Genomic DNA, 25876 nt, shown 5'->3' with positions numbered 1-25876 from the left:
GCGGGGGCCGTAGCGCCAAACCTGTAAACGCGCTCGGGTCTTGACCGATGGTTCTGCGGCAACGTAGCGTCAAGTGCACCGACTCGTGACTCGTGGGCTGCTGGAAGGAGGCGAAGTCGAATGTCGTCCATCTTCGACCTGAATCGCCTCGTTCGCCGGGCCGCCTGGGTTCCGGGTCGTGTTGCACACGGCTGCTGAGCAGCCGCTTTTCCGGTAGTGCCCCTTTTGCGGCCCCGGCATCTTCTTTCTGTCACCGCCTGCGGTACGTCGCGCGCTGATCAGCGCTGCGGGTTCTTGCGCTGCGCGATTTTACGCTGCGGTTTTTTGAGCTGTGCCATCTCGAAATAGAAAGCTCCTGAAATGGCGACTAGGACAACCATATCGACCGCGTGCCGAAATGAGGATGTGCCATGGTAGCGGCGCGGATCACGGTCAACGGGAAAGAAACCCCCATTTCACCGGCTGCACCCCACACCACGGTGCTGGATTTCCTGCGCGAGCGTGGACTCACCGGCACCAAGGAGGGCTGCGCCGAGGGTGAGTGCGGCGCCTGTTCGGTCCTGGTGGCCCGTCCCGGGGTGAACAAGCCCACTGACTGGGTGGCGGTCAACGCCTGCCTGGTCCCGGCCGCGGCGCTGGACGGCCAGGAGGTCATCACCTCCGAGGGTCTCGCCACCGCCGGCGAGCCCGGCACGCCGCCCACGCTGCACCCGGTGCAGGAGGAGATGGCGGTCCGTGGTGGATCCCAATGCGGTTACTGCACACCGGGGTTCATCTGCAGCATGGCCTCCGAGTACTACCGGCCCGACCGCTGCGCCCACGCGGAGTCGGACGGGGCCCACGAGGTCGACGGCGAGCACGGGCCGAACGGCTTCGATCTGCACTCGCTGAGCGGAAACCTGTGCCGCTGCACCGGTTACCGTCCGATTCGCGATGCCGCGTTCGCCGTGGGGGAGCCCGCCGAGGACGATCCGCTGGCGCAACGTCGCGAGCAGTCCCCGCCGGAGCCGGTCGCCACTGAGTACGCCCAGGACGACCGGGTGTTCGTACGGAAGAACACCCTCGCCGAGACGCTGCAGTTGCTGCGCGAGCGGCCCGACGCGGTCGTCGTCGCCGGTTCCACCGACTTCGGCGTCGAGGTGAATATCCGGTCCCGGCGGGAGGATTGCGTCGTCGCCATCGACCGGCTGCCCGAATTGCGGGAGCTGCGCGTCGAAGACGACTTCATCGAGGTCGGCGCCGCGCTGTCGCTCACCGAGATCGAGCGCAAGCTCGACGGTGAAGTACCGCTTCTCGCCGAGCTGTTCCCGCAGTTCGCCTCCCGGCTCATCCGTAACGGTGCGACCCTCGGCGGCAACCTGGGGACCGGCTCCCCCATCGGTGACAGCCCGCCGGTGCTGCTCGCGCTGGAGGCGTCGTTGGTACTCGCCGACGCCGACGGTGAGCGGGTGGTCCCGCTGGCCGACTACTTCACCGGTTACCGGCAGAGCGTGCGCCGCCCCGACGAGCTGATCCGCGCGGTGCGCATCCCGCTGCCGCTGTCGCCGGTCACGGCCTTCCACAAGATCGCCAAGCGGCGCTTCGACGACATCTCCAGCGTCGCGGTCGGCTTCGCGCTCGACATCGAGGGCGGGATCGTCCGCAAGGCACGCATCGGCCTGGGCGGCGTCGCCGCGACGCCGATCCGGGCACTCGCCACCGAGGCGGCCCTGGAGGGCAAGCCGTGGTCGGCGGAGACCGTCGAGGCCGCGGCCCGGGTGCTGCGCGGCGAAGGCACGCCGATGAGCGACCACCGCGCCAGCGACCTCTACCGTTCCGCGATGCTCGGCCAGAGCCTGTTGAAGCTGCACGCCCAGACCACCGAGGCGGTGTCGTCATGAGCCATCTGTCCGAGCGTCCCGAGAAGCCCGTCGTCGGTGTCCCGATGCCGCACGAGAGCGCCGGCCTGCATGTCACCGGTACCGCGCTCTACACCGACGACCTGATTTACCGCACCAAGGACGTACTGCACGCCTACCCGGTCCAGGTCATGAAGGCGCACGGCCGGATCACCGCGTTGCGTACCGAGCCCGCGCTCGCCGTGCCCGGTGTGGTCCGTGTGCTGACCGGCGCGGACGTGCCCGGTGTCAACGATGCCGGAATGAAGCACGACGAGCCGCTCTTCCCCGACGAGGTCATGTTCCACGGCCACGCGGTCGCCTGGGTGCTCGGTGAGACCCTGGAGGCGGCCCGGCTCGGTGCGGCGGCCGTCGAGGTGGAGCTCGACGAGCAGCCCGCCCTGATCACACTGCAGGACGCGATCGAGGCCGGCAGCTATCACGGCGCCCAGCCCCTGATGGAGACCGGTGACATCGACGCCGGCTTCGCCGACTCCGCGCACGTCTTCACCGGTGAGTTCCAGTTCGCCGGCCAGGAGCACTTCTACCTCGAGACGCACGCGGCGCTCGCCCAGGTCGACGAGAACGGGCAGGTGTTCATCCAGAGCAGCACCCAGCACCCCTCGGAGACCCAGGAAATCGTCTCGCATGTGCTCGGTGTGCCCAGCCACGAGGTGACGGTGCAGTGCCTGCGGATGGGCGGTGGCTTCGGCGGCAAGGAGATGCAGCCGCACGGCTTTGCCGCCGTCGCCGCGCTCGGCGCCAAGCTGACCGGCCGCCCGGTCCGGTTCCGGCTCAACCGGACCCAGGACCTGACCATGTCCGGCAAGCGGCACGGCTTCCACTCCACGTGGAAGATCGGCTTCGACGCCGAAGGCCGCATTCAGGCCCTCGACGCCACGCTGACCGCGGACGGCGGCTGGAGCCTGGACCTGTCCGAGCCGGTCCTCGCCCGCGCGTTGTGCCACATCGACAACACGTACTGGATTCCCAACGCGCGCGTCGCCGGCCGCATCGCCAAGACCAACACCGTCTCCAACACCGCCTTCCGCGGCTTCGGCGGACCGCAGGGCATGCTGGTGATCGAGGACATGCTCGGCCGCGTCGCACCACAGCTCGGCCTGGACCCGATGGAGCTGCGCAAGCGTAACTTCTACCGGCCGGGCCAGGGCCAGGAGACCCCGTACGGCCAGCCGGTCAATCACCCCGAGCGGATCGCCGTCACCTGGCAGCAGGTGGAGGAGAACGCGAACATCGCCGAGCGCAAGCGCGAGATCGCGGCCTTCAACGCCGCGCACCCGCACACCAAGCGGGCGCTCGCCATCACCGGCATCAAGTTCGGCATCTCCTTCAACCTCACCGCCTTCAACCAGGGCGGCGCCCTGGTGCTGATCTACAAGGACGGCTCCGTCCTGATCAACCACGGCGGTACGGAGATGGGCCAGGGCCTGCACACCAAGATGCTGCAGGTGGCCGCGACCACGCTGGGTATCCCACTGCACAAGGTGCGCCTCGCCCCGACCCGTACGGACAAGGTGCCCAACACCTCGGCGACCGCGGCCAGTTCGGGTGCGGACCTCAACGGTGGTGCGATCAAGAATGCCTGTGAGCAGCTGCGCGAGCGCCTGCTGCAGGTGGCCGGGTCGCAGCTGGGTGCCAACGCCTCGGACGTACGCATTGTCGAGGGTGTCGCCCGCGCCCTGGGCAGCGACAAGGAGCTGGCCTGGGACGACCTGGTGCGCACCGCGTACTTCCAGCGCGTCCAGCTCTCCGCGGCGGGCTACTACCGCACCGAGGGCCTGCACTGGGACGCCAAGACATTCCGCGGCTCGCCGTTCAAGTACTTCGCGTACGGCTCCGCCGCGACCGAGGTGGAGGTGGACGGCTTCACCGGTGCGTACCGCATCCGGCGCGTGGACATCGTGCACGATGTCGGCGACAGCCTCTCCCCGATGATCGACATCGGTCAGGTCGAGGGTGGCTTCGTACAGGGCGCGGGCTGGCTGACGCTGGAGGACCTGCGTTGGGACACCAGTGACGGTCCGAACCGCGGTCGGCTGCAGACGCAGGCGGCGAGTACGTACAAGCTGCCGAGCTTCTCGGAGATGCCCGAGGAGTTCAACGTCACGCTCCTGGAGAACGCCACCGAGGAGGGTGCGGTCTTCGGGTCCAAGGCGGTGGGTGAGCCGCCGCTGATGCTGGCGTTCTCGGTGCGCGAGGCGTTGCGGCAGGCCGCCGCGGCGTTCGGACCCGCCGGAGTCAGTGTGGAGCTCGCCTCCCCGGCGACTCCGGAGGCGGTGTACTGGGCCATCGAAGCAGCCCGCAGCGGGGACACGGGGAGCAGTGGCACCGAGGCCCCCGTCACTGCGAGCGCCTTGAGCAATGCCTGACATGACCTGGGTGGCCGCGGTCGCGCGGTTGCGGGCCCGCCAGGAGACCGGCGTGCTCGTGACCGTCGCGACCGTGCGCGGCCACGCTCCCCGCAAGGCCGGTGCCAAACTCGTCGTGGGCCGGACCGAGACGTGGGGCTCGATCGGCGGTGGCAACATCGAGGCCGTCGCGATCGACCGGGCCCGCGAGCTGATCGATTCGGCCGGTCCGGAGCCGGAGCTGATGGACTTCGCCCTCAACGACAAGGTCACCAGTAAGCACGGTGTGCAGTGCTGCGGCGGAGCCGTCAGTGTGCTGCTCGAACCGCTGCCGGTGGTCCCGGCGGTGGCGATCTTCGGCGTCGGACACGTCGGCTACGAGCTGGCGCGCATTCTGGCCCGCCATGACATCGATCTGCACCTGATCGACTCCCGTCCCGACATGCTCACGGACGAGCGGCTCGACGTGTTGCATACGGACGCGGTGGCACAGGTACACGTGCACCACACGCCGCTGCTGCCCGAAGAGGTGCTCGCGGAGCTGGCACCCGGCACCCACGTCCTGATCATGACGCATGATCACGCCGAGGATGCCGCGCTGTGCGATGCGGCCCTGCGCACCCCCGAGCTCGGTTCGATCGGGCTGATCGGGTCGGCTGCCAAGTGGGCGCGGTTCCGCAAGCGTCTGTCCACCGAGGGCGGCCACGACGACGCCACCATCGACCGGATCAAGACCCCGATCGGCTTGCCCGAGATCACCGGCAAGGAACCGGCCACGATCGCGGTGAGCGTCGCGGCGGACCTGCTCCTGACCTTCGCACAGGACCGCGCCTGATCGACTCCTGACCGGTCACTGATCAGTTCCTGATCGTCTCCTGGCCGGTTCCCGACTGGCTCCTGTAGGAATCAACGAAGATCGAGTTTCCGTCGGCCTGTGCTTTCATGCCTTCCCACCCTGGCTGGATCTGGTCACTGCCGGTGTACTTGTCGTCAAGTCGCGAAGCTTCAGGGCGCGTTGCGACGCGGCACCACATGCCGTCCCGCCTGCACCTTTTCCGCAGGCGGGACAGCACGCCACATCCACCCTCTCGCTTCGCGAAGGAGCACACCATGACCGCTCAGGCCCAGGAATCCAACGGCCAGGACGTCGAGCAGACCTGGATGCAGCAGGCAATCCTGCTGGCCACCAACAGCGTGGCCAACGGCGGCGGCCCCTTCGGCGCCCTGGTCGCCAAGGACGGCGAGGTCGTCGCCACCGGAAACAACCAGGTCACCGCGACCCTGGACCCCGTGGCGCACGCCGAGGTCACCGCACTGCGCAACGCCTGCAAGGAGCTGAACACCTTCTCGCTCGAAGGCTGCACCCTGGTCACCTCGTGCGAGCCGTGCCCGATGTGTCTGTCCTCCTCGCTGTGGGCGCGCGTCGACCGGATCATCTACTCCGCCGACCGGCACGACGCCGCGGTGGCCGGCTTCGACGACCGCAAGTTCTACGACCTCTTCGAGAAGAAGCCCTCTTCGATGTGGCCCATGGCGATCCAGCACCTGGACCTGCCCAACCGCACGGCGCCGTTCGACGCGTGGCTGGCCAAGGCCGACCGCATCGACTACTGACGAGCAATCCCAGCACGCCGGGCTCCCGGATCTCGATCGGGGGACGGTGGCCGGGAAGGCCGCTCCGGACGACCCGGGGCGGCCGTTTCCGTGTCGCCTGTGCCGACACCCAACGACACTCCCTCGGCCGACGCACTGCGACTGTTGGCCTCCGCTCTCTTCCCCCTGGGCCTCATTACCCCGAAGAATGGGTGCGCGTTCCACGCGTTCCACTAGCCTCTCTCCGACACACCGGTCTCGGTCACCCGTTCGCGGGCGGGAGAGCACTCCATGGGGGAGGAGTCCGTGCGTGATGATCTGGGGTTCGAGAAGCTGCTCAGTGAGGAGGGCTTCTTCGCGCGCCTCTTCGGGCGGTCGCCGTCGGGCGGCGGGCGGGAGCCGCTGTACGGCCCCGACCTTCCGGTGGTACTGCTCACCGGCGGCCCCGGCATGGGCAAGGGGCGGCTGCTGCGTGCGGTGCGGGATCGGTTCGCCACCAAGGTGCCGGTGATCTATCTCGACACCGGCTCGCCGGTGTACGCGGACCGGGCGGAGCCGGAGCCGGGCGCCCGCTCCGATGCGACCGAGGCCCTGGCCGAGGTCGCCCGGCGGCTGTGCACCTGGCAGGGTACGGGCGGCTCGTTCGCGTTCCCCCGGCTCTTCGCGGGCCTCGCGGTGATCGCGACCGGCGCCGCGGAGGGCACCCCCGAGGCGGTCGCGACCGAGGTCGAACGGTACGAGGAGCTCCCCCAGAGGGGGCGCCTCCGCGGCCTGGGCGGCGGCGACTTCTGGCGGGGAGTGATCCGCGGAAGCATCCGTAACCTGCTCACAACCCTGTCCGGGCAGGGGCTCGACCCGTACTCAGCGGCGGTGAGCAACGCACTGCTCGACGCCCTCTTCGAGCGCCTCGCGCCCCGCGGCAGGGTGGAACTGGAGCGCATTTACGGCGCGTATCCCGGCGCGGCCGGCCAGCCCAAGCACGGGCTGAGCAATCTCGCCGCCGACTTCCAGGCCGGCGGCGAGGCACGGGAACTGGCCGAGGGCTTCCTCTTCCGGGCGCTGCGCGAGGACCTCGAAGCGGCGTACGCCTCGGTGGTCGGCCGGCTGAGCAGGGTCGGCCGACCGGGGCTGCTGCTGGATCACGCGGTATCGCCACTGGGCGAGCGGCTGCTGCGGGCCGTGCTCAGCGACCGCCGGGGCGGGCAGCGCGACCGCGTGGTGATCGTGGGCACCGCGCTCCGGGCGGACGGCGGCGCCTTCCTGCACGGCGGCCTGCCGCCGGAGGAGGTGGTACCGCCCGCGGAGTTCCGGCCCGCCAACGGTGGCCCGCCCGCCTGGGCCCGGCGCACGGACACAGGCCCTGACCGGGCGCCGCTGGCCGACGGAGTACTGCTGCTGCGGATGCCGTTCCTCACCGGTGACCAGCTGCGCCAGGAGACCGAGCGCCGGCAGACGCGCGCGGAGCCGGAGGGCGGCGCGAACCGCCGCCGCATCGACGCCGCCGTGGCGCGGCTGAGCGGCGGGCGGCCGCACACGGTGATCCGGCTCGCCACCGCTGCCGCGTCTTTCCGGATGCCCGAGGACGCCAACGACCGGGACCTGCTGGCCGCCCCGCTGCTGCTCCCCGGCGACGGCACCACCGAGCGGCCGGTGACGGAAGTACTGCTCCAGGAGCTGATCCTGGACCAGCTGCCGGTCGGACTGCCGAGCGAGCACCGCGACCAGTGGCTGGACCTGCTCACACACCTGTCGGTGGCACACGACGAGGAGTGCGCCGACGTCCTGCTGAGACACCATCAAGCAGGCCGCGTGCACCACTTGACGGTGCATCACGTCTCCCAGCTGCTCACCGACACCGGATGGCCCAGCTGCGAAAGACACTTCATCGGGGACTTCGGGCTGCGTCAGATGCTGGTGCACCGGCTGTACGGGCTGCGCCCCGGCGCAGCCGCCTGGTACGCCGACCACCACCTGCTGCGGGACCATTACGCACTGCGCGCGGCGGCGGGCGAGGAGACGCGCGGCGGCGCGTTCCGCTCGGTGACGGCACACCGCATGAACCACCATCTCGTCTCCGGCGGTGCGGACGACGTGGCCCGCCATCTGGCCGCCACGCTGCCCGGGCGCCCCGAGGAGTGGTGCGCGGAGCTGCTGGAGATCGCCCAGGCGCCGTATCCCGGCAGTGCGGACGGCCGGCGGGAGCGCGCCCAGGGCCTGGTGGCGGTGGAGGGACCGGCGCTGCGCCGCACCGTCGATCAACTGCTGCACGCGGTGTGGCTGTGCGAGGAGCGGACCAGGCCGACCGGAAAGGAGACGGCCCGCACGCTGGCCAAGCTGCTGGAACTCCTCTCGATCATGGAGTTCGACGGCGCGGGACAGCTCAGCAGGACGGCGACCTATTGGAGCGGCCTGGCGGCGAACGAGCAACCGTTGCTGCGCTGCACCTGCACGGAGCAGCTGGGGCGAAGGAGATAACGGGGATGCCCATCTGGAAGAAGATCCTCTACGCGCTGCTGGGCGTGGGTGCGCTGGCCGGGTGCGTGTGGCTCGCGGTACTCATCACCCACAAGCTGGACACCTGCACCGAAGGAATCGAGCGGGTCGGTGACGAGTGCATCGGCGTCAACGGTGAAGGCTACGACTTCGGCACACCGGAGATCCGCGATGTGGCCCGGGCCATCGCGGCCCAGAACAAGAAGATCGACGGCCAGCCGCACGTCACGGTGGCGGTGATGCTGCCGCTCCAGTCGGACAGGCCGGCGCTGCGCCGACAGATGCGCAGCGACCTGCAGGGCGCTTACCTGGGGCAGCGGCAGGCCAACGAGGGCGAGGGCGAGCCGCCGAAGATCCGGCTGGTGCTGGCCAACCCCGGCCGGGACTACAAGCAGCAGGAGCAGGTCGTGGACACCCTGCTGCGCATGGCCGACTCACCCGAGGACCGGCTGCGCGCCGTCACGGGCTTCAACCTCAGCCTCGGCGACACCGAGAAAGCCGTCGCGCGCCTGACGAAGCACAAGATCCCGGTGCTCGCCTCCCGGATCAGCGGCGACCGGATCGCCAACGAGGACCGTACTGACGGGACGGCGAAACTACGCTTCCCCGGCCTCGCCCGGATCATCCCGACCAACCACGACGCGGCCCAGGCGCTGGCCAACTTCAACGGCGAACGGGGCCGGGAGAACCGCCGGACGGTACTGGTCTACGACCAGCGCAAGGACGGCTACAGCGAATCGCTGGCGAAGGCGTTCAGCGGCATCAAGGAGAAGGGCCCGGCCGGGCCCGCCGCGATGCCCTTCGAGTCACCGGCCATCGACGAGGCGGGCTCGACCGGCAACCAGTTCGCGCAGACGGCCAACAACATCTGCGACTCCGGCGCCGACACCGTGTACTTCGCGGGCCGCACACTGCACCTGCGGATCTTCGCACTCAAGCTCGCCCAGGTGGACTGCAAGAACCGGCACTACACCATCGTCAGCGGCTCCGACGCCGCCTCGCTGCGACAGGCCATGACGGAGCAGAACTGGGCACAACTGCGCGGCGCCGACGGAAGGCCGAAGGTGACGGTGCAGTACGCGGCGCCCGCGCATCCGGACGCCTGGCGCACCGAGCTGGCCAAATGGAACCGGAAGTGGGAGGCGGACCACGACCGCAAGCCCACCGATGCGGACCTCCCCCAGTACCTCACCGAGCCACTGGCGGCCCTGGACACCCTGAAGAAGCGGATCGAAGCCACGCGCAGCGAGGGCGTACGACTCGGCTCCGACCCGAACCTCCAGGACTCCCGCACGATGCTGGTGTACGACGGCCTCCTCACCATCGGCAAGGCGCTGCACCAGGCCCAGAAGGGCGGCGCCGAGGCGGTCCCGAGCCGCGAGGACGTCGGCAGGCAGTGGTCCCTGCTCCAGTCCCGCCACCGGGTCCGCGGCACAAGCGGCCTGATCTGCCTGACCAGCGGCGGCAACGCCTACGACAAACCGGCCGCCGTAGTCCAACTGGACCCGGGCCAAAAGGGCCTGGGCCAACTGAAGTTCGTCGGCCTCGGCTGGCCCACGGGCCACGAACAGCCGAAGAACTGCGTGATTCCCAGCAGTGCTCCCTAGCACTCCTCAGCCCTCTGGCATCACTACCCTGCATGGGTGCTTTCCTACGACGAGTTGACGCCACCGGAACGTGAGTTGTGGGACGCGTTCCCCGAGGGGCGCCGAGTGGATCTGCGCACGGGTACGCCCGAGCGGGACAGTGTTGCCGGGGGTGGGCAGTGGGGGCCTGAGCGTACGGTACGAGCCACCGTGCTCGCGGCACTGCTGCTCGGCGCCAACTCCGCGCAGCCCGGTGCGGTTGCCTCGTTGACACTTGTCGGCGCGCGGATCTCCGGCCGGCTCAACCTGGCCGGCGCGGAGATCGGCCACCCGGTCTGGTTCGAGGACTGCTGGTTCGAGGAGCGCGTGAACCTCTACGGGGCTGCCGCACGGACGATCGCGATCATGAGCAGCCACGTGCCCGGTCTCGAACTCGGGTCGGCGCGCATCGAGGGACGCCTCGCCCTGAACCGCTCGACGGTAGAGTCCGGCCCCGCCTCCCCCTATCACCGGGACATCACCGCCCTGTCCCTCACCAACACACATGTCACGGGCGGCGTCATCCTCAACAACACCGAGTTGAGAGCCCCTGGTGGGTGGGCTCTGGCGGCCGGTGGCCTGGTCAGCGAAGGGGGCATGTTCTGCAGGGACGACTTCGTCGCGCACGGTGAAGTACGGCTGCTGGGCGCGCAGTTGACGGGCGGACTGTTCATGCAGGGCGCCCGGCTGGAACGCCCGGGCCCGCGCGGAGTCACTCTCGTCCTCGACAACGCCGTGACCTCGACGCTCAATTGCTCCGGAGGCTTCACCGCCAACGGCACCGTACGCCTCCGCGGCGCCCAGATCTCGGACAACCTGACATTCGAAGGAGCGGTCCCGAACGGGCCGCCCAACGGCGAAGGGTCGGCCCTGGTCGCCATGCTGATGCAGGCCGTGGACTTCGACCTCAATCTCGCCCGGCCGCCGTCCGGCCCGGACCCACCGTGTGGCGTGGATACAACGCAGCCCCGGCTACAGCCCGCGACCGTACGAGCAGCTGGCGAGCTGGTATCGCAACGCCGGCCACGACGACGACGCCCGCCGAGTACTCCTGGCCAAACAACGCCACCGCCGCCGCACCCTGTCCCCAGCCACCCGTGCCTGGGGACACCTACTGGACGTGACCGTCGGCTATGGCTACCGCCCCTGGCTGGCCGGTATCTGGCTCCTCATGCTCACCCTGCTCGGCACACTGACCTTCGCCACCCACTCCCCCACCCCCGTAAAGCCCGGCGAAAGCGCACCGTTCCAACCTCTCGTCTACACCCTCGACCTCCTGATCCCCATCGGCGGCCTGGGCCAACGCACAGCCTGGTACTGGCCGGACGACACCATCCAATGGCTCGCCTACCTACTGATCGCCTTCGGCTGGGTACTGACCACGGCCGTCATCGCGGGCGTCACTCGCGCCCTGCAGAAGAACTAGCAGGCCGAGGGACCTGTCAGCTCAACGCAAGCGTGCCGTCGATGCGGCGGGGGATGGTGTACGGGTTGTCGTCCTGGAGGGGCGGAGGGAGGAGGGGGGCGGGGAGGTTCTGGTAGGCGACGGGCCGGAGGAAGCGGTCGATGGCGAGGGAGCCGACGGAGGTGGTGCGGGGGTCGGAGGTAGCAGGGTGGGGGCCTCCGTGGACCATGGCGTGGCCTACTTCGACGCCGGTGGGCCAGTTGTTGAACAGGACGCGGCCGGCCCGGCGTTCGAGGAGCGGGAGTAGGGCGCGGGCGTCTTCGAGGTCCGTGTCGGCGGTGTGCACGGTGGCGGTGAGCTGGCCCTCCAGGGCGCGGATGACGTCGGTGACGTGCTTCAGGTCGCGGCAGCGGATCAGCAGTGCGGCGGCGCCGAACATCTCGTGCTGCAGCTCGGGATCGGCGCAGAAGTCGTCGCCGTCGACCGACATGAGTACCGCTTGACCGGCGCTGGCGGTGGCGGGCAGGCCGCCGCGGGCCAGGACGCGGACGCGGGGGTGGTTGCCGACTGCCTCGGTGCCCTGCCGGTAGGACTCCGCGATGTGCGGGGTGAGCATGGTGGCACCGGCGTTGGTTTCGACGTTGTTGGCCGCCTGCGTCGCGAAGGCATCGAAGTCGTCGCCGTCGATGGCGATGACCAGTCCTGGGTTGGTGCAGAACTGGCCTGCGCCCAGCGCGAGCGACTCCGTGAACGCGTCGGCGAGTTCGTTGGGACGTGCGGCGAGCGCGCCGGGCATGAGGACGACGGGGTTGATGCTGCTCATCTCGGCGTACACCGGGATGGGGTGGCGGCGCTCGGCGGCGGCCCGTACCAGGGCGCGGCCCGCCGTACGGGAGCCGGTGAAACCAACGGCCTGGATGTGGGGGTCGGTCACCAGCCGGGTGCCGGTGTCGTGTCCCGCCCCGACGAGGAGGGAGAAGACCCCTTCGGGCATACCGGTGTCGGTGATGGCGGCGCGGATGGCGCGGGCGGCCAGTTCGGAGGTACCGAGGTGGGCCTCGTGGGCCTTGACGACGACGGGGCAGCCGGCTGCCAGCGCAGAGGCCGTGTCGCCACCGAGTACGGAGAAGGCGAGCGGGAAGTTGCTGGCGCCGAACACGGCGACGGGGCCGAGCGGGATGCGGCGCTGCCGGATGTCGGGGCGGGGTTGGGGGCTGCGGTCCGGCTGGGCGGGGTCGATGCGGGCACCGTGCCAGCTGCCCTCGCAGAGGACGTCGGCGAACATGCGGAGTTGGTTGGTGGTGCGGACCACCTCGCCTGCGAGACGGGCGGCGGAGAGTCCCGTTTCGAGCTGGGCGCGTTCGACGAGGGCATCGCCGGCCAGGGTCAGGTGGTGTGCGATGCGCTCCAGGAACCGGGCGCGCTGCCGGGGGTCCGTGGCGCGGTAGGCGTCGAAAGCCTCGTCGGCGAGTCGGCAGGCCCGGGCGATGTCTTCGGGGGAGGCCGTGGGGTAGGCGGGGTCGAGCTCGTCGCCGGTGTTGGGGTTGCGCGAGCGGATGCCAGTACCGGTGGCGGTGATGGGCTCGGCGCCGATGAACATCATGCCCTGCGGCTGGCCATCGGGGGCGTGGGCGGGTGTTGCGGTCACTGGGAGTGCGTCTTTCTGTACGTGTACGGGGGGGGCGGCGCGGGAGGGTGAGGGTGCGTCAGATCAGGCGGCTGCGGTCGGCAACTTGCCGATCAGAGCAGTCAGTTCGGCGAGTTCGCTCTGCGTGAGGTCGGTGAGCGGGGGCCGTACGGGCCCTGCGCTGTGGCCCGTCGCGGTCATGCCGGCCTTGACGATGCTGACCGCGTAGCCGGGCTGCCGGTTGCGGATTTCGGTGTAGGGCAGGACGAAGTCCGTGAGCAGGGTGCGCACGGTGTCGTGCCGGCGCGCGCGGACGGCGTCGTAGAACTTCAGGGCGAAGTCGGGGAGGAAGTTGAAGATGGCCGATGAGTACGTGGTGACGCCGAGTTCGAGGTACGGCAGGGCGTAGGTCTCCGCGGTGGGCAGGCCGCCGACGTAGGTGAGGCGATCGCCGAGTTGGGTGTGGATGCGGGTCATGGCGTCGATGTCGCCCGTGCCGTCCTTGTAACCGATGAGGTTGGGGCAGGTGTCGGCGAGGCGGGCGAGCATGTCGGCGGTGTAGGTGGCGTTGGCGCGGCCGTAGACGATGACGCCGAGGGAGGTCGCACGGCATACGGCTGCCACGTGCTGGGCGAGCCCTTCCTGCCCGGCCTCGGTCAGGTAGGGCGGGAAGAGCAGGATGCCGTCGGCTCCCGCGCGCTCGGCGGCCTCGGCGTACTCGATCGCCGTACGGGTGCCGTAGCCGGCCGGGGCGAGGATGGGCGTACCCTCGGGCGCCGCCTGGACCGCCGCGGTCACCACCTGCTCGGTCTCGGCGGCGGTCAGGGAGAAGAACTCGCCGGTGCCGCCCGCGGCGAACAGGCCGCCGACCTCGTACTTCGCCAGGCGCTCGATGTTGGCGCGGTAGGCGCCCTCGTCGAAGGAGAGGTCGTCGGCCGTGAAGTGGGTGACGGGGAAGGAGAGCAGGCCCGAGCCGATGCGCCGGCCGAGCTCTGCAGGGCTGAAGGACGGGCTGAAGGACGTCATCCGTGAACTCCGCTGTGGGTGTGAGGTGGGAGGTGTCGCTGTCGTGGGGTCGCCCGGCGGGCGATCAGGGCCGCTTGCCCGCCTCATGCGTCGCCTGCGTCCAAGCGCGGGCCTGATCGCTGAGGGTGATGCCCAGGCCGGGGCGCGCGGGCACGTGCATCCGTCCGTCGCTGATCGTCAGGCGCTCGTTGAACAGCGGCTCCAGCCAGTCGAAGTGCTCCACCCACGGCTCGATGGGATACGCGGCGGCGAGGTGGAGGTGGATCTCCATGGCGAAGTGCGGGGCCAGCTGGAGGTGGTGGTGCTCGGCGAGCGCGGCGAGCTTGAGGAACTGGGTGATGCCGCCGATGCGCGGCGCGTCGGGCTGGATGATGTCGGCGGCGTTCAGGCGGATCAGCTCGTAGTGTTCGGCAACGCTGGCCAGCATCTCGCCGGTGGCGACCGGGGTGTCCAGCGAGGCCGCGAGGGCGGCGTGCCCCTGCGCGTCGTAGGCGTCCAGCGGCTCCTCGATCCAGACCAGGCCGAACTCCTCCATGGCGCGCCCCATGCGCTGGGCGGTGGGCCGGTCCCACTGCTGATTGGCGTCGACCATGAGCGACACATCGTCTCCAATGTGCTCGCGTACGACGGTCAGGCGGCGCAGGTCCTGCTTGCCGTCCGGGTGGCCGACCTTGATCTTGATGCCGCCGATCCCACTGGCCAGCGATGCAGTGGCGTTGTCGAGGACCTGCTCGGTGGGAGTGTGCAGGAACCCGCCGGAGGTGTTGTAACAACGCACCGAGTCACGGTGCGCGCCCAGCAGCTTGGCCAGCGGCAGCCCGGCGCGCTTGGCCTTCAGGTCCCAGAGGGCGACATCGATGGCAGCGATGGCCTGCGTGGCGACACCACTGCGTCCGACCGACGCACCGGCCCACACCAGCTTGGTCCACAGCTTGCCGATGTCGCTCGGGTCCTCGCCGATCAGCTCGTCGGCGATCTCCTTGGCGTGGGCGTACTGGGCCGGGCCGCCGGCGCGCTTGGAGTAGCTGAAGCCGATGCCGTGGTGCCCCTGCTCGGTCTCGATCTCCACGAACAGGAAGGCCACTTCGGTCATCGGCTTCTGCCGCCCGGTCAGCACCTTTGCATCGCTGATGGGCGTGGCCAGCGGCAGGGTGACCGACGAGAGTTTGATCCAGGCGATGGTGTCGAGCGTTGCCTCGCCGTGCCGGCCGGCTGCGGAGGTGGCTGTGTGCGTCATGGTCACCACTTCTGTCCCTGGGGGTCGTGGGGCGGCTCCCCGTTGGTTTTTCCTGACGCTAAGGTCGGCGATTGATCCACGTCCAACTTACTTTTTGGATGATTCAATACCTGGAGGGTATCGGTGTTCACACTCGTGCAGTTGGTGAGCTTTGTCGCGGTCGCCGAGGAGCTGCACTTCACCCGGGCCGCCGAACGCCTCCGTATGACCCAGCCCCCGCTCAGCCGCCAGATACAACTGCTGGAGCACGAATTGGGCGTACAGCTGCTGGACCGCACCAACCGCGCCGTACGCCTCACGCCCGCAGGGCGCGCCTTCCTCAACGAGGCCCGCAACATCCTGCGTCAGGCGGAAGCGGCCTCGCTCTCCGCGAAGCAGGTCTCCGCCGGGCAGGCCGGGGCCATCGCCATTGGTTTCACCGCGGCCAGTGCCTACTCCGCGCTCGGCACACTGCTCGATGTGGCCCGCTCCACCATGCCGGGCACGGAGATCGTGCTGCGGGAGAAGGTGACCCGCGACCAACTCGAAGCGATCACCGAGGGCTCGCTCGACCTCGGCATGATCCGCCCCTCCAGTACGAGCCCCGACCTGGCGACCCGTCCCGCCATACGGGAGGGCCTGCTGGCCGCCGTACCGCGCGACCATCCGCTCAGTGCGGGGGAAGGACCGCTCCGCGTCAGCGAGTTCGACGCGCAGGACGTGCTCATGTACTCGCCGGTGGAGGCCCGTTACTTCCACGAGCTGCTGGTCAGCATCTTCCGGGAAGCCCGGGTCACCCCCCGGTTCACCCAGTACCTCAGTCAGGTCCACAGCCTGCTGGCGATGGTCAACGCGGGCTGGGGCACCGCCCTCGTACCGGAGGCGGCCGCGCAGATGCGCTTCTCGGGCATCACCTTCAGGCCCCTCGACCTGCCGGACCCCACCCCGGTCGAACTGCACCTGGTATGGCGGAAGGCCAACGACAACCCGGCCCTGCACGCGCTGCTCCGGCACCTGTGAGACACCGCCTCGGAGCACCGTCTCACCAGGCGTTCCCCACGATGCGCCACGGGTATCACAGCATGCCGAATTGGTGTTGGACCCGCATCGCAACCGGCTCTTAACGTTCCGGCCAGCAATCCAAGCGGCTTCCGACCAGGGCACGGGCCACCGCCCCCGCCCGCCCGGAAGTTCCGGAAGTCGTGGGCAGGCCACGCCCGGAACCGGGAAGCCGCGTGAGCCGCACGTCTCCGCGCAACCCAGGAGCCTCCTGCCATGACCGACCACACCCCTGCCGAACTGGGCCGCCGCCTCGGTTCCGGCCTGCTGTCCTTCCCGGTGACACACTTCAGTGCCGAGGACCGTGCGTTCGACGAGGACGCGTACCGCACGAACATCGCCCGGCTCGGGAAGTACGACGTGGCGGGGCTCTTCGCCGCCGGCGGCACCGGTGAATTCTTCTCGCTCACCCCGGCAGAGGTGGAACGCGTTGTCACCGCCGCCGTCGAGAGCGCGCCGGCGGGAACGCCGATCATCGCCCCCGCCGGATACGGCACGGCGACCGCGATCGAGTACGCCCAGGCCGCCGAGCGCGCCGGCGCCGACGGGCTGCTCCTCTTCCCTCCGTACCTCACCGAAGCCTCGCAGGACGGGCTTGCCGCACACGTCGAGGCGGTGTGCCGGGCCACCGGGCTCGGCGTGATCGTATACAGCCGGTCGAATGCCGTATACGCCCCGGAGACCGTCGCCCGCCTCGCCGAGCGCTGCCCGAACCTGATCGGTTTCAAGGACGGCGTCGGCGACATCGACCCGCTCACCCGCCTCTACGCCCACGTGGGCGAGCGCCTCACCTACATCGGCGGCCTGCCGACGGCCGAGACGTACGCCCTGCCGCTCCTGGAAGTGGGCGTGACGACCTACTCCTCGGCACTCTTCAATTTCCTCCCGGAATTCGCGCTCGACTTCTACGCCGCCGTACGGGAACGCCGCCGGACCGATGTCCAGCGCATGCTCCACGACTTCGTACTCCCCTACACCCGGATCCGCGACCGCAAGCCGGGCTACGCGGTGAGCATCGTCAAGGCGGGCATGCAGATCACCGGCCACCCGGCCGGGCCCGTCCGGCCGCCGCTGACCGACCTGGAGCCCGCGGAGCTGGAGCAGCTCACCGCCCTGATCCGGGGCCTAGGGGGCTTCTGATGGATCTCCGCGGCGTCGCGACGCCTGGCACCAACGCTCGCGGCGTTGTCGTCGGTTGCCGACGCTCCGCGTCGCCGCCCTCCTCCGCCTTGCGATCGCAGGCACCAGACGCCGCTCCTTCCTCCACGGAGATCCATCAGAAACCCCCTAGACGCCTGAGTCACGCCCGCCGCACTCCGCTCGTGAAAGGCACCGCATCATGAACACCAGCACCCCTCCCACCCGTACGCCCGTCGTCGCCGCGATGCGCGTCATACCGGTCGCCGGACAGGACAGCATGCTGCTGAACCTCAGTGGCGCGCACGCCCCCTACTTCACCCGCAATCTGGTGCTGCTCACCGACTCCGAGGGCCGTACCGGCGTCGGTGAGGTGCCCGGCGGCGAGGGCATCCGCACCACCCTGGAGGAGGCGCGCGACCTGGTCGTCGGCCGGTCCGTGGGCGATCCGCACGCCGTACTGCGGGCGATACGCGAGCGGTTCGCCGACCGCGACGCGGGCGGCCGCGGCGCCCAGACCTTCGACCTGCGCGTCACCGTGCACGCGGTGACCGCCGTCGAGTCCGCACTGCTCGACCTGCTCGGCCAGCACCTCGGTGTGCCGACCGCCGCACTGCTCGGCGAAGGTGTGCAGCGCACCAGCGTGCCCGTTCTCGGCTACCTCTTCTACGTCGGCGACCGCACGCGCACCGACCTCCCGTACCGCAGCGATCCGGACGCCAAGGACGCCTGGCTGCGGCTGCGCGACGAGGAGGCGCTCACGCCCGAGGCCGTCGTCCGGCTCGCCGAGGCCGCCCAGGAGCGGTACGGATTCCAGGACTTCAAGCTCAAGGGCGGCGTACTGGCCGGGCCCGAGGAGGCCGCGGCCGTCACCGCCCTCGCCGAGCGCTTCCCCGAGGCACGCATCACCCTCGACCCCAACGGTGCCTGGCTACTGCGGGACGCCATCGAGATCGGACGCGGGCTGCGCGACGTCCTCGCGTACGCCGAGGACCCCTGCGGCGGCGAGGGCGGCTACTCCGGGCGCGAGACGATGGCCGAGTTCCGGCGCGCCACCGGGCTGCCCACCGCGACCAACATGATCGCGACGGACTGGCGGCAGCTCGGGCACGCGGTCAAGGCCGACGCCGTCGACATCCCGCTCGCCGACCCGCACTTCTGGACCATGAACGGCTCGGTGCGCGTCGCCCAGCTCTGCGATGCCTGGGGCCTGACCTGGGGTTCGCACTCCAACAACCACTTCGATGTGTCCCTGGCGATGTTCACCCACGTCGCCGCCGCCGCGCCCGGGAACATCACCGCGATCGACACGCACTGGATCTGGCAGGACGGCCAGCATCTGACCCGCGAGCCGCTCGCCATCCGCGACGGTGCCATCGCACTGCCCGACCGCCCCGGCCTCGGCGTCGACCTCGACATGGCACGTGTCGAGGCGGCCGAGGAGCTCTACCACGGCCTCGGCCTCGGCGGTCGCGACGACGCCGCGGGCATGCAGTACCTCCTGCCCGGCTGGAAGTTCGACCCGAAGAAGCCGGCGCTCGTCCGCTGACGCCCTCGGGCATTGGTCCGCACACTTCAAAGGAGAAGTGATATGCCCCTGCTCGTCGTGGCGCTCAGCGTGGTGGCGCTGCTCTTCCTGATGACCCGGCTCAAGCTCAACGGGTTCATCGCTCTGCTGCTGGTCGCGGTGGCCGTGGCCGTCATCCGGGGAATCGATCTGGAGAAGATCCCCGACGTACTCAGTGAAGGTGTCGGCGGCCAGATAGGCGACACCATGCTCGTCATCGGGCTCGGTGCAATGGTCGGCCGGGTGATGGGCGACTCCGGTGCGGCGCAGCGGATCGCGAGAACGATGGCCGACCGGTTCGGCGACCGTTGGGTGCAGGTCGCGATGGTGGTCACGGCCATGCTCATCGGCGTCACCATGTTCTACGAAGTGGCCTTCGTGATCATTGTGCCGGTGGCGTTCACGCTGGTCCGGGTGACCGGCAAGAACCTGCTGTGGATCGGTCTGCCGATGTCGATCGCGCTGTCCACGATGCACAGCTTCCTGCCGCCGCACCCCGGCCCGACCGCCGTCGCGGCCATGTTCGACGCCTCCATCGGCAAGACCCTCTTCTTCGGCCTGTTCATCGCGGTCCCGGCCGGTGCGCTCATCGCGCTGGTATGGCCCCGGCTGGCCTTCGTCCGCCGGATGAACCCGTCCATCCCGAAGGGACTCGTCAGCGACCGCGCCTTCACCGACGAGGAGATGCCCGGCATGGGCTGGGCCCTGTCGGTCGCGCTCTTCCCGGTGGTACTCATCGCGGGCGCCTCGGTGGCCGAGATGGCGATCGGCGAACACCACGCCGGTATGCCGCTGGTCGCCTTCCTCGGCTCGGCCCCGGTCGCCCTGCTGCTCACCCTGATCCTGGCGGCCTGGGCGTTCGGGCCGCGCGTCGGCCGCTCGCTGGCGGACGTGGCGGCCTCCTGCGCCGACGCGGCCAAGGCCATGGCGATGATCCTGCTGGTCATCGGCGCCGGCGGCGCCTTCAAGAACGTCCTGGTGGAAGGCGGTATCGCCGACTACATCAAGGAGCTCACGCACGGCTGGACCATCTCGCCGATCCTGCTGGCCTGGCTGATCGCCGCGATCCTGCGTATCGCACTCGGCTCGGCGACGGTCGCGGTGACCACCGCGGCGGGCATCGCGGCACCGCTCGTCGCCGGCAGTGGCATCCAGCCGGAGCTGATGGTCCTCGCGGTGTCCTGCGGCTCCATCGCCTTCTCACACGTCAACGACCCCGGCTTCTGGATGTTCAAGGAGTACTTCAACCTGTCCGTCCTGGACGCCATCAAGGCCCGGACCACCTACACAACGGTCCTCGCCGTACTCGGCCTCGGCGGCGTCTTCGCCATGGAGGCGGCGCTCAGCGCGCTCGGGACGTAAGAGCCTGCGTCCCACACCGGTACGGACGGCCGGGGCGGTCACCCATCGCCCCGGCCGTCCGCCGTCCTCGTGGGCCCGTTCACTCCCCCGCGAGCATCGGGATGATGCGCTCGCCGTACGCGTCGATCGTGGTTTCCTTCGCGTCGTGCATCGCGTACAGGGCGAACTGGTCGACGCCCAGGTCGCGCAGGGTGCGGAGCTTTTCGAGGTGGGCGTCGGGCGGGCCGAGCAGGCAAAAGCGGTCGACGATCTCGTCGGGAACGAAGGCGGTGTCGGGATTGTCGGCGCGGCCGTGGTGCGCGTAGTCGTAGCCCTCGCGGGTCTTGATGTACGCGGTCAGCTCCTCGGGGACCATGCCGGAGTGCTCGCCGTACCGGCTCACCAGGTCCGCGACGTGGTTGCCGACCATGCCGCCGAACCAGCGGCACTGCTCGCGGGCGTGCGCGAGGTCGTCGCCGATGTACGCGGGCGCCGCCACGCAGATCGTCAGCGCGTCCGGATCGCGCCCGGCCTCGGTGGCCGCCTGTCGTACCGCCCTGACCATCCACTCGGTCAGGAACGGGTCGGCGAGCTGGAGGATGAAGCCGTCGGCGAGCCGGCCGGCCATGGCCAGCGCCTTGGGACCGTACGCCGCCATCCAGACGGGCAGCTTCCCGTCGCGGACCCACGGCAGGCGCAACGGCTTGCCGTCCACCAGGGCCTCGCGGCCCTCGGCGAGGTCGCGGATGACGGGGATGGCCTGGCCGAGGCGGGCGAGGGTGTTCGGGCGGCGCCCGGCGACCCGCATCGCCGAGTCGCCGCGCCCGATGCCGCAGACCGTGCGGTTGCCGTACATCTCGTTGAGGGTGGCAAAGGTGGAGGCGGTCACCTCCCAGGTGCGGGTGCCGGGGTTGGTGACCATGGGGCCCACGATCAGCCGCTCGGTGTGTTCGAGGATGCGGCCGTGGATGACGAAGGGCTCCTGCCAGAGCACGGCGGAGTCGAAGGTCCAGCCGTAGCGGAAGCCCTGCCGTTCGGCGCGGCGCATGAGTCCGACCACGGCGGAGCCGGGCGGGTCGGTCTGCAGGACGACTCCGAAGTCCATCGCTTCAACTCCCTGGTGTAGAGCCGGTGATGACTGACGTCCCGGGTGAGGTTTTCGCCCGAGCCCGCGCGAGGTCAGGAGAGGTACTGGGAGGTGGCCCGCGGCACGTACTGGCCGTGGCCCGCCCGGCCGGTGAACTCCCGGCGGTCGATGACCAATTCGCCGCGGGAGAGCAGAGTCTCCACCCGACCGGTCACCCGCCGCCCCTCGTACGCGGAGTAGTCGACGTTCATGTGGTGGGTTTCGGCCGACATGATCTGCTCGGCGTGCGGGTCGTAAACGACGATGTCGGCGTCGGCGCCGGGCGTGATCGTGCCCTTCTTCGGATACAGCCCGAACATCCGGGCGGGCGCGGCGCAGGCGATCTCGATCCAGCGACGTCGGCTGATGTGGCCGTCCAGTACGGCCTGGTGGAGCAGGTCCATGCGGTTCTCGACACCCGGCATGCCGTTCGGGATTTTCGAGAAGTCGCCGCGGCCGAGCTCTTTCTGGCCGCGGAAACAGAAGGGGCAGTGGTCGGTGGAGACGACCTGGAGGTCATTGGTGCGCAGGCCGCGCCAGAGCGCCGCTTGATGTTCGCGCGGTCGCAGCGGCGTGCTGCAGACGTATTTCGCGCCCTCGAAATCGGGCTCGGCGAGATTGTCGGTGGAGAGGAAGAGGTACTGCGGGCAGGTCTCGCCGAATACGGGGAGTCCTTTGTCGCGGGCCTGCGTCAGTTCCGCGACGGCCTCCTCGGCGGACACGTGGACGACGTAGAGCGGCGCGCCGGCGACCCTGGCGAGCTGGATCGTACGGTGGGTCGCCTCGGCCTCCAGCAGCGTGCGCCGCACCTCGCCGTGGTAGCGGGGATCGGTCCGGCCCTCGGCCAGCGCCTGTTCGACGAGTACGTCGATGGCGATGCCGTTCTCCGCGTGCATCATCACCAGGCCGCCGTTCCCGGCCGCCCGCTGCATGGCGCGCAGAATTTGCCCGTCGTCGCTGTAGAACACCCCGGGATAGGCCGTGAACAATTTGAAGGAGGTCACGCCCTCCCCCACCAGCAGGTCCATTTCCTTGAGGGTGTGTTCGTTGACGTCGGAGAGAATCATGTGGAACGCGTAGTCGACGGCGCATTGCGCGTCGGATTTCGCGTGCCAGGTGTCCAGGCCGTCGCGGAGCGATTTTCCGCGGGTCTGGACGGCGAAGTCGATGATGGTGGTGGTGCCGCCCCAGGCCGCCGCCTGGGTGCCGGTCGCGAAGGTGTCGCAGGAGGCCGTCCCGCCGAACGGGAAGTCCATGTGCGTATGGGCGTCGACGCCGCCCGGGATGACGTACTTGCCGGTGGCGTCGATGACCCGGTCGGCCGATTCCGACCAGCCGAGCGCGTATTCCGGTCCGTGTGCGGCCAGTGCGACCACCCGGCCGCCCTCGACCAGGACATCGGCATGGATCTCGTCGGCGGCGGTGATGACCAGCCCGCCGCGGATGACCGTACGACTCACAGTCCTGCTCCTTCCGCCGACCCTGACACCGTGTCACGGCCGTCTACACACGTAGAGTGCAGCTGGATTCACAGACGGTAGAAGCATGACACCCGGGCGGGCAATACCGGCGCCACGTCCCGCCGGAACGAGTGCGCCGCTCCGCCGTCTCCCTTTCGACCGTTACGCGCGGTGAGCAATGGGCGCACAGCGTCACAATCCCGGCCTCGGAGTGCATACCGGCAAATATGCGGCAAAGATAGAGGGACATCGTGAGGCGCGAGGAGGCGGCATGGACAAGCAATCGCGGCCCGATCCCGAGGATCTCACCACTCCGGATCGCAGCCTGCACAGCGGTCCGGCGGACGTGAGCCCCGAGGATCTGGTGCAGGCCACCGGGCGTGACCTCACGCCCAAGAATCTGGAATGGGCGCGGCGCAAACTGGCCGACGAAGGGCGCGCGGCCGTGGAGAAGATCCTGCCCTGAGCGGAGGGAGCGGGGCGGCCCGCCGGTGTGGTGCCGGCGGGCCGTCCTGCGCGTCAGCCGAAGCCGTCCGCGTGCGTCAGCCGACGGGCTCGGGGCGCGGGACCCGGAAGGCCGAGGTGCCGAGGCCGGTGGGGACCGGCGGGCGCCAGCCGCCGGCCGCGCCTGCGCCGCCGGGCCGCTCCGGCGTGTGGTGCCGGACGAGGTCCGCCTCCTTGTAGCGCCGGCACTCGCGGTGCCACTTGAGGATGCCGGACATCCAGTCGCGCAGCTCGGCGATGTACGTGCCCAGGCCCTTTCTGGCCTCGTCGTCCAGGCCGAAGTCTTCGTAGAGCACCGGCAGTTCGTTCGCCACGATGTGCTCGAACTGGTCCAGCCTGCTGTTCATGAGGTCGTCGACGATGCGCAGCCCGGTCGGATAGTCGACGTCGAAGAAGTTCTGCACGACGAGGATCGCGTTGTGCACCTCGCCCTCGTACTCGATCTCCTTCTGGTACGAGAAGACGTCGTTCAGCAGGCAGGCGTAGTCGATGACGGCGTTCTCCAGGGCCCGCCACGGCCCGCTCTCGTAGATCTCGGCGGGCACTGAATTGCCGTGGCTGATGCGGGAGAGGCTCATCGTCATGTCGGAGCCGAAGGTATGGCGCCGCATCTCGATGTAGTCGACCGGGTCGGGGATGCGATTCTGCATCATGTTGTCCAGCTCCCAGAGCCAGCTCTTGGTCATCACCCGCACCGAGTCGTAGAAGCGGCGGCGGTTCTCCGCGCTCATCGGGCCCGCCGTGCGCTGCCACAGGTCGGCGAGGGCGCGCTCCAGGGCGTGCGTGGCCGGCGGGGGCGGGGTGAGGTCCAGCGGCATGCAGGCCGCCAGCCGCTCGTCCATCGCCTTGGCCCCGGCCAGGTCGCCGCGGCGCCCGAAGACCACGGGGTAGTAGTCGTCGCCGTACGTCCCCCAGGCGAGCCACGCGGAGCTGAGGTCGAGCTCCTCCAGGGTGGCGTCGGGGTCCAGGCCCGCCGAGCAGAGCGGCAGGTCGTAGTCGAGGATCTTTTCCTCGGTCCACACCTGGGAGCCGGGGATGCCGGGCTGCTCGTCCAGGATGCCCATCCGGTGGGCCCACTCGACCAGGTTCTTCCGGGAGGTGTCCAGGTGCGGGCAGAGCTTGCCGGGCATGGGCTGTTTGAAGTCCGGCAGCCGGGAGGGGCCGACCTTCTGGAACGGTACGTGCGTGAAGGTGCGGGCGCGCGCTGCCTCGGCGCGCGCCGTGGTCGGCGCCGTCGGTGTGATGTCCAGCGCGGCGAGGCCCAGGGCGCCCAGCGGCAGCGAGAAGAAGCGCCGCGGGGCCTCGGAGGCCGTGCCCTCCCCCGCGCCGTTCATGTACCGGCTGGAGACCATGTGCCATTCCTGGCCGCCGGACTGCCAGTCCTGCAGGCCCTTGACGTACGCGAGGACCCTGGCCTGCTCGTCCGGCGCGAGCGCGAACTCGGTGAAGAGCGGCTCCAGTTCGGTGAGCGTGGTGTGCTCGAACTGCTGGAGTCGCGAGGTCAGCAGGTCGTTGACCGCCTCGGCGGCCTCCTGGGTCGAGCAGTCCAGGAACCGCTCCAGGACGAGGATGCCGTTGCTCAGCTCGCCCTCGTCCTCGACCTCGCGCTGGTAGGAGAAGATGTCGTTGCGCAGATGCACGGCGTCGGAGAAGGCGTCGCGCAGCACCCGCAACGGCCGGGAGGCGGCGACCCGGTCGGGGACCTCGGCCCTGGCCGCGTACTCGATGAGCCCGGCCGACCAGGGCGCGCCGCCGACCTTGCGGCGCATCTCGATGTACTCCACCGGATTCGACACCCGGTGGGCGTTGATGTTCGACAGCTCCCAGAGGGATTCGTTGAGCAGATTGACCGTGCTCTCCGAGAAGCGCTCGCGCCAGCCGCGGGACATCGCGGGGACCGTGCGGGTCCACAGGTCGGCGAGGCCGGCCTCGACCGGGTTGGTCGGCTCGGGCATCCCCTCCGCGAGGTCCATCGGCATGAAGGCGGGCAGCCGGTCGAGGTACGCCTTGCCGCCCTCGCGGTCGCCGGAGCGCTTGAAGATCTCCAGGAAGTGGTCGTCGAAGAAGAAGACCCAGACGTACCAGTCGGTGACCAGGGCGAGGTCTTCGGCGGAGCAGTCGGGGTGGGTATAGGCGCAGAGCAGTGCGTAATCGTGCGCGTCGAGGTCCCGCTGCTCCCAGATCCCGGACCCCTCGAGCATGTTCATCTCGCGCGCCCATTGCCTGCTGTGCGTGCGGGCCGCTTCGACGTGTGGGTTCAGGCGCGCCGGATACGGCGTGTAGAAATCCGGCAGTTGGAAGGGCTGTGTCACGGTCCCCGGCCTTTCTCGACGGTGCCGGGGGGCGGGCATGGCGGGCACCCTCGCGGATGCCCGCGCCCCCCGGCGTGCGTCCGGGAACTACCCAGCCGGCGGACCGAAAAGCGGGATAGCTCAAGAGTCACCCGGACGA

18 protein-coding genes are annotated in these 25876 nt (G+C 69.7%); 12 read left to right on the top strand and 6 right to left on the bottom strand.

The features are described from left to right. Nucleotides 1–410: 410 nt before the first annotated feature. The 7 genes from AB0I82_RS28635 (at nt 411) to AB0I82_RS28605 (ending at nt 11383) form a co-directional block, all read left to right on the top strand. Nucleotides 411–1880 carry an FAD binding domain-containing protein gene (locus AB0I82_RS28635; protein ID WP_363260263.1) on the top strand — a complete coding sequence of 490 codons (1470 nt, stop codon included), beginning with the start codon at nt 411–413 and terminating at the stop codon, nt 1878–1880. Beyond that, a complete protein-coding gene (gene xdhB / locus AB0I82_RS28630) occupies nt 1877–4267 on the top strand; it encodes a xanthine dehydrogenase molybdopterin binding subunit (RefSeq protein WP_363260262.1) in 2391 nt (796 codons plus the stop codon). Before AB0I82_RS28635 ends, xdhB begins: the two co-directional genes overlap by 4 nt. Nucleotide 4268: 1 nt before the next feature. Next, on the top strand, nt 4269–5081 hold the full coding sequence (gene xdhC / locus AB0I82_RS28625) for a xanthine dehydrogenase accessory protein XdhC (protein WP_363260377.1): 813 nt from the start codon (nt 4269–4271) through the stop codon (nt 5079–5081). A gap of 275 nt (nt 5082–5356) precedes the next feature. After that, nucleotides 5357–5860 carry a nucleoside deaminase gene (locus tag AB0I82_RS28620; RefSeq protein WP_363260261.1) on the top strand — a complete coding sequence of 168 codons (504 nt, stop codon included), beginning with the start codon at nt 5357–5359 and terminating at the stop codon, nt 5858–5860. Between the two features lie 285 nt (nt 5861–6145). Next, complete coding sequence (locus AB0I82_RS28615; RefSeq protein ID WP_363260260.1) at nt 6146–8314, top strand: hypothetical protein; 2169 nt, start codon at nt 6146–6148, stop codon at nt 8312–8314. A 5-nt stretch (nt 8315–8319) separates the two neighbouring features. After that, on the top strand, nt 8320–9939 hold the full coding sequence (locus tag AB0I82_RS28610; protein ID WP_363260259.1) for an ABC transporter substrate-binding protein: 1620 nt from the start codon (nt 8320–8322) through the stop codon (nt 9937–9939). Between the two features lie 964 nt (nt 9940–10903). Next, nucleotides 10904–11383, top strand: a complete 480-nt coding sequence (locus AB0I82_RS28605) for a hypothetical protein (RefSeq protein ID WP_363260258.1) — start codon at nt 10904–10906, stop codon at nt 11381–11383. 16 nt (nt 11384–11399) lie between these two features. Here AB0I82_RS28605 and AB0I82_RS28600 read toward each other — a convergent pair whose 3' ends face one another. The 3 genes from AB0I82_RS28600 to AB0I82_RS28590 all read right to left on the bottom strand — a co-directional run bounded on the left by AB0I82_RS28600 (nt 11400) and on the right by AB0I82_RS28590 (nt 15252). After that, nucleotides 11400–13010, bottom strand: coding sequence for an aldehyde dehydrogenase (NADP(+)) (locus tag AB0I82_RS28600; RefSeq protein ID WP_363260257.1), 1611 nt, complete (start codon nt 13008–13010; stop codon nt 11400–11402). Nucleotides 13011–13073: 63 nt separating this feature from the next. Continuing rightward, nucleotides 13074–14015, bottom strand: a complete 942-nt coding sequence (gene kdgD, locus AB0I82_RS28595; protein WP_363260256.1) for a 5-dehydro-4-deoxyglucarate dehydratase — start codon at nt 14013–14015, stop codon at nt 13074–13076. 64 nt (nt 14016–14079) lie between these two features. Continuing rightward, nucleotides 14080–15252, bottom strand: a complete 1173-nt coding sequence (locus tag AB0I82_RS28590; RefSeq protein ID WP_363260255.1) for a mandelate racemase/muconate lactonizing enzyme family protein — start codon at nt 15250–15252, stop codon at nt 14080–14082. A 123-nt stretch (nt 15253–15375) separates the two neighbouring features. Here AB0I82_RS28590 and AB0I82_RS28585 point away from each other — a divergent pair, with 123 nt between their 5' ends. From AB0I82_RS28585 to AB0I82_RS28570, 4 genes are all read left to right on the top strand, one after another. Further along, on the top strand, nt 15376–16251 hold the full coding sequence (locus tag AB0I82_RS28585) for a LysR substrate-binding domain-containing protein (protein ID WP_363260254.1): 876 nt from the start codon (nt 15376–15378) through the stop codon (nt 16249–16251). Nucleotides 16252–16506: 255 nt separating this feature from the next. Next, nucleotides 16507–17430: a 5-dehydro-4-deoxyglucarate dehydratase gene (gene kdgD / locus AB0I82_RS28580; protein ID WP_363260253.1), complete on the top strand. Its 924-nt coding sequence runs from the start codon at nt 16507–16509 to the stop codon at nt 17428–17430. A 199-nt stretch (nt 17431–17629) separates the two neighbouring features. Next, a complete protein-coding gene (gene gudD, locus AB0I82_RS28575) occupies nt 17630–18976 on the top strand; it encodes a glucarate dehydratase (RefSeq protein WP_363260252.1) in 1347 nt (448 codons plus the stop codon). Nucleotides 18977–19018: 42 nt separating this feature from the next. Then, nucleotides 19019–20356 (top strand): gluconate:H+ symporter, encoded by a 1338-nt coding sequence (locus AB0I82_RS28570; RefSeq protein ID WP_363260251.1) that lies wholly within the window; start codon nt 19019–19021, stop codon nt 20354–20356. 79 nt (nt 20357–20435) lie between these two features. Here AB0I82_RS28570 and AB0I82_RS28565 read toward each other — a convergent pair whose 3' ends face one another. Further along, nucleotides 20436–21440, bottom strand: a complete 1005-nt coding sequence (locus tag AB0I82_RS28565) for a TIGR03842 family LLM class F420-dependent oxidoreductase (protein ID WP_363260250.1) — start codon at nt 21438–21440, stop codon at nt 20436–20438. Between the two features lie 74 nt (nt 21441–21514). Next, the gene (gene hydA, locus AB0I82_RS28560) at nt 21515–22921 is read right to left on the bottom strand and encodes a dihydropyrimidinase (protein ID WP_363260249.1); all 1407 of its coding nucleotides are present in this window, start codon (nt 22919–22921) and stop codon (nt 21515–21517) included. A 271-nt stretch (nt 22922–23192) separates the two neighbouring features. Between hydA and AB0I82_RS28555 the strand changes: the two genes are divergently transcribed. Continuing rightward, nucleotides 23193–23387 (top strand): hypothetical protein, encoded by a 195-nt coding sequence (locus AB0I82_RS28555; RefSeq protein ID WP_363260248.1) that lies wholly within the window; start codon nt 23193–23195, stop codon nt 23385–23387. A gap of 76 nt (nt 23388–23463) precedes the next feature. Here the strand turns inward: AB0I82_RS28555 and AB0I82_RS28550 are convergent, their stop codons facing one another. After that, nucleotides 23464–25737 carry a terpene synthase family protein gene (locus AB0I82_RS28550; RefSeq protein ID WP_363260246.1) on the bottom strand — a complete coding sequence of 758 codons (2274 nt, stop codon included), beginning with the start codon at nt 25735–25737 and terminating at the stop codon, nt 23464–23466. Between the last annotated feature and the right edge of the window lie 139 nt (nt 25738–25876).

Source organism: Streptomyces sp. NPDC050315, from assembly GCF_040655775.1.
In the GTDB taxonomy this organism is placed as follows: Bacteria; Actinomycetota; Actinomycetes; order Streptomycetales; family Streptomycetaceae; genus Streptomyces.
This window is presented reverse-complemented; position numbering and strand designations above follow the sequence as displayed.